The following is a 12,980-nucleotide window of genomic DNA, read 5'->3' on the forward strand; positions in this document are numbered from 1 at the left end:
CCCCGGCGTCCCCCGGATCAGGCTGCCCTCAGCTTCAACCGGACTGCTGCGACAGCCCGGCGGCGGAGTCCTTTCACCCCCGCCCGGTCATCAAGCGCCTCGCGGCGCACGGTGCCGTCCACGATCACATGCGAGTGACCGGTTGTGAATCCGCCCCCACGGTTGCGTCCTCGCCGATGCGGGCCCAGCCGCATCAAGCGTGAACTCGATCCTGGCCCCGCGCGGATAACAGGTGTAACTGGCCGGATCCGAGAAGGACGGTTGATGAGTTCAGCCTTAAACGGCGAAGTCGAGGACGACGCCGCAATCATCCAGAGATCGATGCAAGACTCCGACCGGTTCGCCGCGATATTCGATCGGCACGCGGCAGCCATCCACCGGTACTTGGCTCGCCGCATCGGCCCCGAGCTGGCCGATGACCTGGTGGCCGACACATTCCTGGCCGCGTTCGGCAACCGGGAGCGCTATGACCTGGGCCGACGGGACGCCAGGCCATGGTTGTACGGCATCGCGACGAAACTCGTCAGCCAGCACCGGCGAGCCGAAGAACGCGCATACCGGCATCGCGGCGCCGTCGTGCCGACAACGGACGAAGCATGCCACGCGGAGCGAGTCGCGACTCAGGTCACCGCGCAGGCCATGGGGCAGCAGCTGGGCGCCGCGCTGGCGGCGTTGTCCCAGCGAGACCGCGACGTGCTGCTGCTCATCGCTTGGGAGGACCTGACCTACGACGAGGTCGCCGCAGCCTTGAAGATACCGGTCGGCACTGTCCGGTCGCGGCTGAACCGGGCCCGCAAGAAGACCCGCGCCTTGCTCGAACTGCCGGCTCACGCCTCGACCCCCGGGAAGGTTGTTCGCAATGGACATCGATGAGATGAAGTTGATCAGCGAATTCCGGAAGTCCACGCCGCTTCCGGACCAGCAGCGGCTCGTATCGGCGCGCAACCGCCTGGTAGCCGCGGCCGTCAAGGAGCGGTCCGTCGGCGCGGCCCCATCGGTCCGGCTGCGGCGTTCCCGGCGGCGGTTCGTGTGGCCGAGCGCGGTGACGGTCGGTCTCGCCGCGGCGATCTCCGGCGTGGTCACCCTCGCTCCGTTCGACGAGGCCGGCGTGCCCGCCCCGACCGCGAATGCCGATGCGGTGCAGGTCCTGCACAACGCTGCCGCCGCAGCGCTGAAGCTCCCCGACACACCACCGCGACCCGATCAATTTTTCTACTCGAAGTCCCAGAATCTTTATGGGGTCCGCGAGGCGTGGTTGTCGGCGGACGGGACGCACGATGGTCTCGTCATGCAGTACGGCGAGCCCCGCAGCCTGCTTCCCGGCTGCCGGGACGGCAAGAAGGCCGCGACCAAGGGAGGCGAGTTCATTCCAGGAAAGTTCGAAAACTGCAAGCCGAGCCCCCATTACATCCCGGACCTGCCGACCGACGCCGACGGGATGCTGACCTACCTGAAGAAGAACAGCCGCGACCCCAACGACGGCTACCACTTGGGCACGGCCATCCAGAACATGGTCAACGAATCGTACGTGCGACCGCAATCGATGGCGGCACTATTCGAAGCCGCGGCCAAAATCCCCGGTATCACCGTTGTCAAGGAGGTGAAGGACCCGATCGGAAGACCCGGAATCGGCATCTCCTTCCCCGGTTCCGCTGGCACAGACCGGCAGATGCTGATCTTCGATCGCCACACCTACGCCTTCTTGGGCTCGGAGTTCGGCGCCACGCTGGAAATGTCGATCGTGGACCGGACCGAACAACGCCCCTGACCCGACTCGGCGGGGATCCTTCGAGCAGCACCATCCATTTCCGCGACGTATTCGATGGTCAGGACCTATGAGAGTGACTGCCAGTACGCATTTTCGCGCCCGCTCTGGCTTATTTGTCCGTTCTGCCCGCTTGTGAGGTGCGTTCAGCTGTACTGACAGTACCGGTGCGCGCATAACCGGCACTCCGCGCGGTCCGGTAACGAAGTGCCTGGATATGGACACGACAACGCCCCGGCCGAGATTCGGTCGGGGCGTTGATCGAGCGGGAGCCGTTAATCCGCCACGTTCCAGCAGCGAGGTGGCAACCGACGTCACTCTTCACCAACATCGATCATCGTTCTGCCCACCAAGTGACGCCCGACCCACCCCGTGCAGGCGGTTGCCACCTGCGCCGATTACGGTTTCGGGCATGAGCGCACAGTCTCCCGACCCGCAGACCACGGGCGCCCACGGTGTGGGCTTGGCCACCGTGACCGACGACGGCACGGTGCTGGACACCTGGTTCCCCACCGTCAGGCTCGGCGAACCGGGGACCTCCGGCAGCACGCGGCTGTCCGCCGAGCAGGCCGCCGAGTCGCTCGGTGCGGCCGGGGCCGCCCTGCTCGGGCGCGACGAGGCCCGCGGGGTCGAGATCGTCGCGGTGCGCACCGCAATCGGGCGGCTCTCCGACGAGGCGGTCGACACGCACGACATCTACCTGCGCCTGCACCTGCTCTCGCACCGGTTGGTCCACCCGCACGGGCAGAACCTCGACGGCATGTTCGGCCTGCTGGCCAACGTCGTGTGGACCAACCACGGCCCGTGCCCGGTGGAAGGCTTCGAGGCGACCCGGCTGCGGCTGCGGTCGCGCGGCACGGTCACCGTCTACGGCGTCGACAAGTTCCCGCGCATGGTCGACTACGTCGTGCCGTCCGGGGTGCGCATCGGCGACGCCGACCGGGTCCGGCTGGGCGCGCACCTGGCCAGCGGCACCACGGTGATGCACGAGGGCTTCGTCAACTTCAACGCGGGCACGCTGGGCGCGTCGATGGTGGAGGGCCGGATCTCGGCCGGGGTCGTCGTCGGCGACGGCTCGGACGTCGGGGGCGGCGCCTCGATCATGGGCACCCTCTCCGGTGGCGGCAAGGAGGTCATCTCCGTCGGCGAGCGCTGCCTGATCGGCGCCAACGCCGGGGCGGGCATCTCGCTGGGCGACGACTGCGTGGTGGAGGCGGGCCTGTACGTCACGGCGGGCACCAAGGTGACGCTGCCGGACGGCACCCTCACCAAGGCCCTCGAACTGTCCGGCTCCGACGGCCTGCTGTTCCGCCGCAACTCCACCACCGGCACCGTCGAGGTCGTCGCCCGCACCGGCGGCCGCGTAGAACTGAACGCAGCCCTCCACGCAAATAACTGAGAGCTTCTCCTGAGGATCGGCATCGGTTTCCGCTGGATGGACCAGGCGTCTTCGCTGGCGAACGGTTTTATCATTGGCAATGGCCACCAGCTGGCAGCAACGAGACCTGACCCGCGTCGTCGAGCTACCCGCCGAGCCCGTGGCGGTCGACCGGCACGCCCGTGTCGCCGAGCACGTCCGGGCCGGGCTGGACACCCGGTTGCGCGCCCTGATCTCCTACGACCCGGGCACTCGGCAGGGCGAAGATCCCGAGGAGCTGCACCAGATGCGGGTCTCGGTGCGCCGGATGCGCGCGATGCTGCTCTCCGGCCGCCCGTTCCTGGACCGGGACTGGTCGGAGCCGCTGCGCGCGAAGCTCGGCTGGTTGGGCCGGGCGCTGGGCCCGGTCCGCGATCTCGACGTGCTGCTGGAGCGCCTCCGCGCGGAGAGCGCCGATCTGCCCGTCGACGAGCGGGCCGCGGCCACCCGGTTGGTCTCCGGTCTGGAAGTCGAGCACGGCCAGGCCAGGGTCGAGCTGCTCGCCGCGCTGGACAGCGACCGCTACCTGACCCTGCTGCGCTCGCTGGCCGAGGCGCTGCGCACCGAACTGCCCACCTCGCAGTCCGATGTGGACAGCGAACGCGAGCTGCGCAGGCTGGTGCTCCGCGAGTTCCGCAAACTCCGGAAAGCGGTGGCACGGCTACCCGAGGAACCTGCCGACGAACAGCTGCACGCGCTGCGCATCCGGGGCAAGCGGGTGCGCTACACCGCGGAACTGGCGCAACCGGCGTTCGGCAAGCCGATGCAGCAGCTGATCAAGGCCGCCCGGCAGTTCCAGGACGTGCTCGGGGAGCACCAGGACGCCTGCGTCGCCGAGGAGCGCATCCGAGGTCTGCTGCGCGACTTCGGCGAGGACGTCGACGCCGCGGTCGCGTTCGTGGCGGGCCGACTGGTCGAGCGCGAACAGATCCGCAGGGCCGACCGCCGCGCCCAGTGGCGCCCGGCCTGGGAAGCCCTCCGCGGCGCGGCAGCCGAGATCTGACGGACTGGCGTCACTCCGCCAAGCGCTTGGCGGCTGCCGCGATGCGCTCGTCGGTCGCCGTCAGGGCGATCCGGACGTGCCGGTCGCCAGCCGGACCGTAGAAGGTGCCGGGCGCCACGAGAATTCCGCGCTGCGCCAACCAATCCACCGTCTGCCACGCATCGTCGCCGCGCGTCGCCCACAGGTACAGGCCCGCCTGCGAATGATCGATGCGGAAGCCCGCCGCCTCCAGCGCGGGCCGCAGCAGCGCGCGCCGCGCCGCGTACAGCTCGCGCTGCGCGCGCACGTGCTCGTCGTCGCGCAGCGCCGCGGTGACCGCCTCCTGCACCGGGCGCGGCACGATCATCCCCGCGTGCTTGCGCAGTTCCAGCAGGCGTCCCACCAGATCCGGGTCGCCGGTGATGAACCCGGCCCGGTACCCGGCCAGGTTCGAGGACTTCGACAGCGAATGCGCCGCGAGCACGCCGCGGAAGTCGGAACACACCGAGGGATGCAGCACCGACACCGGCTCGGTGTCCCAGCCGAGCGCGAGGTAGCACTCGTCGGAGGCCACCACCGCGCCGATCTCCCGCGCCCGCCGGACCGAGTCGGCCAGTTGGCGCGCATCCAGCACCTGACCCGTCGGGTTCGACGGGGAGTTCAGCCACAGCAACGCGGTTCCGGCCGGTGGCAGCTCACCCGGAGCGAGCCGGACCACCTCGGCACCGGCGATCCGAGCGCCCACCTCGTAGGTCGGGTAGGCCAACTCCGGGATCGCCACGACGTCGCCGGGGCGGATGCCCAGCAAGGTCGGCAGCCAGGCCACCAGTTCCTTGGTGCCGATGGTCGGCAGCACCGCCTCCGGTGCTAACCCGGTGATCCCGTAGCGCCGGTGCAGCGCGGCGACCGCGGCCTCCCGAAGCTCGGGAGTGCCGTGCGTGGCCGGATAACCCGGCTGGTCGGCAGCCGCCGACAGCGCCCGCTGGAGATTCGCCGGGACCGGGTCGACCGGAGTTCCCACCGACAGGTTGACGATGCCGTCCGGATGCGACTTGGCCGTGTCGGTCTGCCGCGCCAGCGAATCCCACGGGAAGTCCGGCAGGTGCGGGCCCCGGGACCCGGACACCGCGGTGCCCGGGCCGGTTGTGGAACTCATTCGCCCTGCGGGGGCAGGCTGGTGACGGGCTCGACGTCCTTGTTGACCTTGCCCACCTTGGCCGCGCCACCCGGCGAGCCCAGTTCGTCGAAGAAGTCCACGTTCGCCTTGGTGTAGGCGGCCCACTCCTCCGGCACGTCATCCTCGTAGTAGATGGCCTCCACCGGGCAGACCGGTTCGCAGGCACCGCAGTCGACGCACTCATCGGGGTGGATGTAGAGCATCCGCCCGCCCTCGTAGATGCAATCGACAGGGCATTCCTCGATGCATGCCTTGTCGAGCACGTCGACGCAGGGCTCGGCGATCACGTAGGTCACGGTTGCTCTCCTGCTCGAAGCGTTGTACTACTCGCGCCCAGGAATCTCCTGACGCGACTGCTGACAGTATCTCTCGTACCCACCCGGACACGTAACTGGTCCCACCACACGGGAGTGGAGCCGACTCCACGATGCCGGAGTTAACGGCGTAAACCATTGCGGTCCAACCACTCCGCGCCAAGCCGCCCCACCTTGCGCAGCGCTGATCGTTCGCCCAAGTAGCCGCCCACCACGCCGACGACCGGAACGTTGCCGAGCAGCTCGTGGTAGAAGCGACCCTGCGGGCGCTTGTCGAGCTCGGAATCGATCTCCCACAGCGCACGTGCCATTCGCCACACCGTGCGGGCGACCGCCTTCGGCATCGGCCGACCGTGCTCGCGCCGCGAGGCATCGATGTCCTCGGTGAGCTCGGAGACCCGTTCGTCGTCCTCGGCGTGCCCGGCGGCCAGCTCCGCCGAGATCTCCCGGTCGAGCAGCACCGCGCCGATCAGCTGCACCTTGACGGCCTGGTCGGTCACGCCGTGCTCGGCGGCGATGGCGCACAGCACGAGGCTCTGCCCGGTGATGCCCAGCGCATTGCGGATCGGCAGCCGCGAGGTGATCACACCGCCGAAGCGGGGCAACCCGGCGACCAGCGCGAGGAACCGGCCCACCCGGGTGGCCCACCAGTCGCAGCGCTGCTGCACCGACATCGCGTCCCAGGTGGAGCTGCCCGGCACCTGCATCGCGTCGAGCTGGCGCAGGACCTTCCGCAGCGCCCCGGCCGCGGCGAGATCCTCGGCCCGGCCGCGCAGCCGCAGCGGATCGGCCTCGCGCAGCGCGTCCAGCACCGGCGCGGTCGCCCGAACGAAGGGGCGCAGCACGGCGGCGATCCGCTCGTCGGTCAACACCTCGGCCATCGCCACTCCAACAGCTCACGTCCTGGCGTGCTTGCCCATCACGATTCCGAGCATCAGCGCGCTCGGCAATGCGCCACCGCCGATCAGCAGCAGAGTGCGCCAATCGTTGCCGAGCAACACGATGTCACCGCCCGGTCCGAGGACGCCGAACACGAACACCGCCGCGAACCACACCACCAGCGGCGCCCCGGCCACCCGGCGGCGCGGCGAGATCCGCGCGGCCTCGGCCACCAGCAGTGGCGTGGTCATCGCAGCGAGCGCGGCGGTGACCGGGAACTGCACGGCGCCCAGGTAGGACGGCAGGAACAGCAGCTCGATCACGGCCAGGACCGCGGCATCGAGCAGCAGGAAACCGAACAGCACGCGCTCGGGCGCGGTCAACGGTCGTCCACCGGCTCGGTGCCGCTCACCCCGAGCCCGCCGAACAGATCCGCCTCGCAGCCCTGCGGATCACCGGTCGCCAACACGTAGTGCTCGGTCGACACGACCGGGTGCGCGATGCCGTTGGACAGCGCGTAGGCCGCCACTCCGTCGCCGTTGTGCCACTGCTCCAACCACACCTTGACCTGGGTGCCGTGCGCGCGCAGCGCACTGATCTTGGCCGCCAAGTGCTCGGAGACGTCGACGACGGTGCTGATCGATTCGTCCGCGACGCTTGCCAACTCGTGCGGTGCGGGCAGCTCGAAGGGCATGTCTTCGGTCTGCGCCAACGCGGCCAGCCCCTTCGCGAGCGCGTCGCGCGACGGCACCGCGTAGAACACCCGCTGCACTTCGGGCACCTTCGCGGCGGCCGCGACCGTCACCTCGTGGGCGCGGATGTGGTCCGGGTGGCCGTAGCCGCCGTCGGCCGCGTAGCTGACCACCACCTGTGGTTTCACCTCGCGCAGCACGGTTTCCAGCGCATCGGTCTGCTCCCGCAGATCCCCGATGGCGAAGGCGCGCGGATGCGCGTCGGGCCGGGCGCCCGCCTTGCCAGGCTGCTCCCAGAGCATCCCGGAGTCGCGCCAGCGGCCGACGCCGCCGAGGAACCGGTGATCAGCCACCCGCAACGCGGTGCACGCCGAGCGCAGTTCGCCGACCCGGTAGCCGCCGAGCTGGTCGGCCTGGTCGGCGGCCAAGCCGCGCAGGCTTTCCGGGATCACCTCGCCTTCCTCGCCGAGGGTGCAGGTCACCACCACCACCTGCACGCCGCGAGCGGCGTAGCGGGCGATCGTCCCGCCGGTCCAAAGGGTTTCGTCGTCTGGGTGCGCGTGCACCAGCAGCAACCTCGGAGGGGCCGTCAGCGTCACCGGTCCAGCCTAATCTGCGGCCCGCAGCGCACCGCGCACGGTAGCGGTATTACCCCGGATGTCCGAACCGACGGGCCGCGAACGGCCGTCCGCCGCCGCCCGATCACGCCGCCGCCCGACCCCCGATCGCCGACCACAACGGCGATCGGCGCTGCCGCCAGTTCCGCCGCGCGAGCATGTCCGCTGGTCAGGTGCGGTGTGCGCACGGCGGGACAACCGCTGCCAACGGGCATTAATAGCCGTCGCTATCGGCGGGTGTTCCGAGCCACCCGGCAGCGGTGGAGAACGGCCCGGCCAGGCCGTTGCCCGGCTCGACCCCGGTGACTTCCCTGCGCAGCGCGAGAACCTGGGCCTGCTGGTAGAGCGGGAGCGCGATCGCGTCCCGCCACAGCTGCGACTCGACATCCGCCGACGCTTCCGGGAACGGCACCTGCCCGGTCAACGCCGCGTCGATCGTCGGTTGCAGCAACTCGTCGCAGAACCCGGCGTCGTTGTAGGGGAACGGCTGCTCGCTGTCGGCGGCCACACCCGGGCATCCGTACGACGCGGCCATCATCGCCGCCGGATCGCCGCCCGCCGGACGCGGCGCGATCGCCATGTCCACCGAACCCGCCCCACCGGAATCCCCGGAGCGCGGATTGGTGGCCAGCATCTCGCCGAAGAGCTGATCACCGGTCGGCGTCACCACCGTCGCCTGGATCCCCTGGTCCCGCAGCTGCCGCGCGGCCGCCTCGGCGATCCGGATGTAGGACTCGTGCTCGAAGGGTGCCGCGATGACCAGGTTCAGCGGACGGCCGTCGCGCAGCCACGCCCCGCCGCTGCGGTGGTACCCGGCCTCGCCCAGCAGCCGCTCCACCTGCGCGGGATCCGGCTTGTTCGGCAGCGCCGGTTCCGTCGGCGCGTAGCCGGGCTCGGACGGCGCGAGGACCTGGGCGTGCGCCTGGAACTGATCAGCGGGCCCGCCATCGGTACCGGCCTCGATCAACGCCGGTCGGTCCAGTGCCGCGAGCACCGCCTGCCGCACCTTGACATCCGCCAACGCCCGGCTGTCCTGCCGCAGCAGCACCTCCATGGTGGCCGGACGCGGCACGGTGATCAGCTGCACAGCGTCCCCGAGGTCGCGCAGCGACTGCATGGTGCCCCGGTCCGCGCTGAACACCGCCAGGTGGCTGTCGCCGCTGCGCAACGCGTCGAGCTGGCGCGTCTTGTCCAGCGCGCGCAGCACGATGCGGTCGGACTGCGCGGGCGGACCCCAGTAGCGGTCGTTGCGTTCCAAGATGATCTCGCCGCGATCGAGGTCGACCTGCCGGATCGCGAACGGCCCACCGGAGGCCGGATAGCCGTCGTCGAGCACGGTCGCCCAACCGCGCGGCGCGTCCCGCAGCAGGTGCGCGGGCAGCAGGTTGGTGAACAGCGTCTGCCAGCCGGGGAAGGGCTTGGCGAAGGTCACCTCGACGGTCTTGCCGCCCTGCCGCGATGCCACGTCGTCGATCAGCTGGTAACCGGCCGGGTCCGAGACCCCCGGCTGGGACCGCAACTGCTCCCACAGGTAGACGAAGTCCTCGGCGGCGATCGGCGCACCGTCGGACCAGTTGGCCTCGCGCTTGATCCGGTAGCGGACGGTGAACTTCTCCGCGTCCGGCACCACTTCCGCCGATTCCATCAGCGTGGTGTCCAGCTGCAGGGTCCCGTCGCGCGCCGGGCGGAACACCGACGGCAGCATCAGGCTGGCCAACGCCGAACTCGTCGGCGACAGGTCGGCGAGGGTGTGCGGGTTGAAACCGCCTTCGAGTTCGTCGACCCCGACCACGACCTCCACCGGCATCGGCTGGGTGGGCGGGGCGCTGGTGGTGGGAACCGGTGTCGGAGGCTGCGACACCAACGGCGGCGGTGGCGCATTCGTGCAGGCGGCCACCAAACCAACTGTTGTCACCAGCAGGGAGACCGCAGCCAGTGGGCGGCGTCGACCCTGGGACACGCCGAACCTCCCCTCACATCCGTGCTTCCCCCGATCACCCCGACCGCCGGGGCGACTCGCACGTGCTGAAGACGCGCGAGAGCCTCCATGGTTCCCGGCGCCGAAGCGATGATCGACGCCGGGGTCGAAGCTCAGTGTGCTCGTCGCCCAACCCAGCTGCCCGGGAAACGACCAGATTCCCGGCGAACTCCCAGCTCAGCGCGGCAGCCACGCGATCGCTGAGCGCCAGCTGCACAAAAATCGAGTTCCAGCGCCCGCCTTGTGATCTCGTCGTCGCCAGTGGGGTTTCCCACCCGCCCCGCGATTCGAGGGCAGGCATCTCAGGCGTTGTCGCGGGCCTTGGCGCGGGCGCGCTCGCGGGCGCGGGTGGTGCTGTCCAGGACCGTCTTGCGCACCCGGATCGCCGTCGGGCCGACCTCGACGCACTCATCGGCGGAGCAGAACTCCAGCGCCTCCTCCAGCGCGAGCGTGCGCGGCTTGGCCAGCCGCTCCAGCTCGTCCGCGGTGGAGGACCGCACGTTGGTGAGCTTCTTCTCCTTGGTGATGTTGACGTCGAGGTCCTCGGCGCGCGGGTTCTCCCCGACCACCATGCCCTCGTAGACCTCGCTGCCCGGCTCCACGAAGAAGCTGCCGCGATCGGCCAGTTGCAGCAGCGCGTAGGTGGTCGCCGAGCCCGCCCGGTCGGCCACCAGCGAACCGGTGTGCCTGGTGCGCAGCTCGCCCACCCACGGGAAGTAGCCCTCGAAGACGTGGTTGGCGATACCGGTGCCGCGGGTCTCGGTGAGGAACTCGGTGCGGAACCCGATCAGACCGCGCGCGGGCACCACGTAATCCAGCTTGATGCGGCCGGTGCCGTGCCCGCCCATCGTCTCCATCCGACCCTTGCGCCCGGCCAGCAGCTGGGTGATCGCGCCGAGGTGCTCCTCGGGGGCGTCGACGGTCAGCCGTTCGAACGGCTCGCACAGCTTGCCATCGATGGTCCGGGTGACCACCTGCGGCTTGCCGACGGTGAGCTCGAAGCCCTCCCGGCGCATGGTCTCCACCAGGATCGCCAGCGCCAGCTCGCCGCGGCCCTGCACCTCCCAGGCGTCCGGCCGTTCGGTGGGCAGCACCTTCACGCTGACGTTGCCGATCAGTTCGGCGTCCAGCCGGTTCTTGACCAGCCGCGCGGTGACCTTGGTGCCGCCGTTGCGGCCGGTCAGCGGCGAGGTGTTGACGCCGATGGTCATCGAGATGGCCGGGGCGTCGACGGTGATCCTGGGCAGCGGCTCCGGCGAGTCGGCGTCGGCGAGGGTGTCGCCGATGGTGATGTCCGGGATCCCGGCGATGGCGACCAGGTCGCCCGCGGACGCCTCGTCGCAGGGCACCCGGTCGAGGTTCCGGGTGACCAGCAGCTCGGTGAGCCGGACCTTCTCGACGGTGCCGTCGGCGCGGCACCACGCGACGGTCTGGCCCTTGCGCAACTTGCCGGAGTGGATCCGGCAGAGCGCGATCCGGCCGAGGAACGAGGACGCGTCGAGGTTGGTCACCAGCGCGCGCAGCGGCGCCGCCAGGTTGGCGACCGGCGCGGGCACGTGCTTGAGCAGCACGTCGAACAGCGCGGTGAGGTCCTCCTCGGCTGGCAGCTCGCCGTCCACCGGCTGGGCCAGCGAGGCCCGACCGGCGCGCGCGGAGGCGTAGACGACCGGCAGGTCCAGGATCGCCTCCATGTCGAGCTCGACCTCCCCGTCGAGCTCGCTGGCCAGTTCCAGCAGCAGGTCGTGGGTCTCCTCGACGACCTCGGCGCAGCGGGCGTCCGGCCGGTCGACCTTGTTCACCACCAGGATCACCGGCAGTCCGGCGGCCAGCGTCTTGCGCAGCACGAACCGGGTCTGCGGCAGCGGGCCCTCGCTGGCGTCCACCAGCAGCAGCACCCCGTCGACCATCGACAGGGCGCGCTCCACCTCGCCGCCGAAGTCGGCGTGACCGGGGGTGTCCACCACGTTGATGGTCACCGGGCCTGCCTCGGTCTCCCGGCGGATCGCGGTGTTCTTGGCCAGGATGGTGATGCCCTTCTCCCGCTCCAGGTCGTTGGAGTCCATCACGCGGTCGACGAGCTCGGCGCGTTCGGAGAAGGCCCCGGACTGCCGAAGCATGGCGTCCACCAGGGTGGTCTTGCCGTGATCGACGTGCGCGACGATGGCGACATTGCGCAGATCACTGCGAATGGGGGCGGCGACGCTGGTGACGGACACGCGGGTACTCCTGGCTCGGGGTGAAGGGTGCGGCGGTTCGTCGACTTGATCGAGTGCCGGTGTCCGACGGGGCACCGAGCCGCGGCTCCACGGCGCCGCTGCTGCGGAGCGAATGGGCGGCGCCCCTGCGAGTGCCGGGGCGCGCGCGTCGACGCGCGGCGAAGTCCAGCGTAGTGCAACCTGATGCGGGACCGGCCGTCGCGTGCGCAGCGCAACAGTCGACGGCGGTCTCGACATCAAGTTCGCCAACCGCGGTTAGGTTCGCCTAGCCTGTGCCCATCCCCGTTCCGGCATCGGAAAGACAAACCGTGGGCAAAGGCACCATCAAGGTCAAGAGCAAATGTTGCCGCTCGCAACCACCCTGCAAGAGTTGCCCGATCGTGGTGCTGCGAGAGTTGCTGCGAGCGACCAAAGCGGAAGAGGTCAAGAAAGCACAAAAGAGGGACAAGAAAGCAGCAAAGAAAAAGAGCGCGAAATGATCTGACCGCGGCGCCTGCCGTGGTTCGGGGGTTGGTCCGGGGCTACTTCCGCACAGCCGCGGACAAGGGGTCGGCGTACTTCGCCAACTCTGGGATCGTCCGCCGCGCCTGGAACTCGATGACCTCGTAGCGGACCAGTTTGTGCAGCGCGAACGGGTCGGTGGCGAGGATCGCGTCCAGCCTGCCGCGGGACATCGCTCGGGCGATGATCACCCCGCCGCTGCGCGGGTAGCGGTGTCCGGCGGCGATGAAGTCGCCGGCGTCGTAATGCTGGGTTACCCATTCGTAGTGATCTACCAGTTGGGCATCGATATCCGATTCCGGCGCGGTGTATTGCAGCAGCACTACAAACATTCTTTCACGGTAGCCCTTCGACTTGACCGCTGCCGATCACCAAGCGGTAACATTGCGGCGTGCGCGCAATGTTGACCAGCTGGTGGGCCCCCTGGGGGCGGCCCGACAGC

13 protein-coding genes are annotated in these 12,980 nt (G+C 69.8%); 5 read left to right on the forward strand and 8 right to left on the reverse strand.

Going from position 1 to position 12,980, the window contains the following annotated elements; all coding sequences use genetic code 11:
* Positions 1–264: 264 nt before the first annotated feature.
* The 4 genes from ACTWQN_RS37065 (at position 265) to ACTWQN_RS37080 (ending at position 4,185) form a co-directional block, all read left to right on the forward strand.
* Positions 265–873 carry an RNA polymerase sigma factor gene (locus ACTWQN_RS37065; RefSeq protein ID WP_443208350.1) on the forward strand — a complete coding sequence of 203 codons (609 nt, stop codon included), beginning with the start codon at positions 265–267 and terminating at the stop codon, positions 871–873.
* Position 874: 1 nt separating this feature from the next.
* On the forward strand, positions 875–1,768 hold the full coding sequence (locus ACTWQN_RS37070; RefSeq protein WP_443208380.1) for a CU044_5270 family protein: 894 nt from the start codon (positions 875–877) through the stop codon (positions 1,766–1,768).
* A gap of 409 nt (positions 1,769–2,177) precedes the next feature.
* A complete protein-coding gene (dapD, locus tag ACTWQN_RS37075; RefSeq protein WP_443208351.1) occupies positions 2,178–3,164 on the forward strand; it encodes a 2,3,4,5-tetrahydropyridine-2,6-dicarboxylate N-succinyltransferase in 987 nt (328 codons plus the stop codon).
* A 79-nt stretch (positions 3,165–3,243) separates the two neighbouring features.
* A complete protein-coding gene (locus ACTWQN_RS37080; protein WP_443208352.1) occupies positions 3,244–4,185 on the forward strand; it encodes a CHAD domain-containing protein in 942 nt (313 codons plus the stop codon).
* A gap of 10 nt (positions 4,186–4,195) precedes the next feature.
* Here the strand turns inward: ACTWQN_RS37080 and dapC are convergent, their stop codons facing one another.
* From dapC to typA, 7 genes are all read right to left on the reverse strand, one after another.
* Positions 4,196–5,320 (reverse strand): succinyldiaminopimelate transaminase, encoded by a 1,125-nt coding sequence (gene dapC / locus ACTWQN_RS37085; protein ID WP_443208353.1) that lies wholly within the window; start codon positions 5,318–5,320, stop codon positions 4,196–4,198.
* On the reverse strand, positions 5,317–5,637 hold the full coding sequence (gene fdxA, locus ACTWQN_RS37090; RefSeq protein ID WP_093273442.1) for a ferredoxin: 321 nt from the start codon (positions 5,635–5,637) through the stop codon (positions 5,317–5,319). Before fdxA ends, dapC begins: the two co-directional genes overlap by 4 nt.
* A gap of 140 nt (positions 5,638–5,777) precedes the next feature.
* Positions 5,778–6,536 carry a hypothetical protein gene (locus ACTWQN_RS37095; RefSeq protein WP_443208354.1) on the reverse strand — a complete coding sequence of 253 codons (759 nt, stop codon included), beginning with the start codon at positions 6,534–6,536 and terminating at the stop codon, positions 5,778–5,780.
* A 15-nt stretch (positions 6,537–6,551) separates the two neighbouring features.
* On the reverse strand, positions 6,552–6,917 hold the full coding sequence (locus ACTWQN_RS37100; protein ID WP_443208355.1) for a hypothetical protein: 366 nt from the start codon (positions 6,915–6,917) through the stop codon (positions 6,552–6,554).
* On the reverse strand, positions 6,914–7,825 hold the full coding sequence (gene mshB, locus ACTWQN_RS37105) for an N-acetyl-1-D-myo-inositol-2-amino-2-deoxy-alpha-D-glucopyranoside deacetylase (protein WP_443208356.1): 912 nt from the start codon (positions 7,823–7,825) through the stop codon (positions 6,914–6,916). Before mshB ends, ACTWQN_RS37100 begins: the two co-directional genes overlap by 4 nt.
* A gap of 232 nt (positions 7,826–8,057) precedes the next feature.
* Positions 8,058–9,803: an ABC transporter family substrate-binding protein gene (locus ACTWQN_RS37110; protein WP_443208357.1), complete on the reverse strand. Its 1,746-nt coding sequence runs from the start codon at positions 9,801–9,803 to the stop codon at positions 8,058–8,060.
* A 320-nt stretch (positions 9,804–10,123) separates the two neighbouring features.
* Positions 10,124–12,037, reverse strand: coding sequence for a translational GTPase TypA (typA, locus tag ACTWQN_RS37115; RefSeq protein ID WP_443208358.1), 1,914 nt, complete (start codon positions 12,035–12,037; stop codon positions 10,124–10,126).
* Between the two features lie 308 nt (positions 12,038–12,345).
* On the opposite strand from typA, the gene ACTWQN_RS37120 reads away from it, so the two are divergent.
* On the forward strand, positions 12,346–12,516 hold the full coding sequence (locus tag ACTWQN_RS37120; protein WP_443208359.1) for a hypothetical protein: 171 nt from the start codon (positions 12,346–12,348) through the stop codon (positions 12,514–12,516).
* Positions 12,517–12,558: 42 nt separating this feature from the next.
* Here ACTWQN_RS37120 and ACTWQN_RS37125 read toward each other — a convergent pair whose 3' ends face one another.
* The gene (locus ACTWQN_RS37125) at positions 12,559–12,870 is read right to left on the reverse strand and encodes a YciI family protein (RefSeq protein WP_443208360.1); all 312 of its coding nucleotides are present in this window, start codon (positions 12,868–12,870) and stop codon (positions 12,559–12,561) included.
* Positions 12,871–12,980: the final 110 nt, after the last annotated feature.

Source organism: Saccharopolyspora antiqui, assembly GCF_052246905.1.
Taxonomy (GTDB): Bacteria; Actinomycetota; Actinomycetes; order Mycobacteriales; family Pseudonocardiaceae; genus Saccharopolyspora.

What these genes read in the sequence shown, in the direction of transcription:
- dapC (WP_443208353.1), bottom strand. Translation starts at nt 5,320, where the DNA reads ATGAGTTCCACAACCGGCCCGGGCACCGCGGTGTCCGGGTCCCGGGGC.
- ACTWQN_RS37095 (WP_443208354.1), bottom strand. Translation starts at nt 6,536, where the DNA reads ATGGCCGAGGTGTTGACCGACGAGCGGATCGCCGCCGTGCTGCGCCCC.
- dapD (WP_443208351.1), top strand. Translation starts at nt 2,178, where the DNA reads ATGAGCGCACAGTCTCCCGACCCGCAGACCACGGGCGCCCACGGTGTG.
- ACTWQN_RS37125 (WP_443208360.1), bottom strand. Translation starts at nt 12,870, where the DNA reads ATGTTTGTAGTGCTGCTGCAATACACCGCGCCGGAATCGGATATCGAT.
- ACTWQN_RS37070 (WP_443208380.1), top strand. Translation starts at nt 875, where the DNA reads ATGAAGTTGATCAGCGAATTCCGGAAGTCCACGCCGCTTCCGGACCAG.
- ACTWQN_RS37080 (WP_443208352.1), top strand. Translation starts at nt 3,244, where the DNA reads ATGGCCACCAGCTGGCAGCAACGAGACCTGACCCGCGTCGTCGAGCTA.
- ACTWQN_RS37065 (WP_443208350.1), top strand. Translation starts at nt 265, where the DNA reads ATGAGTTCAGCCTTAAACGGCGAAGTCGAGGACGACGCCGCAATCATC.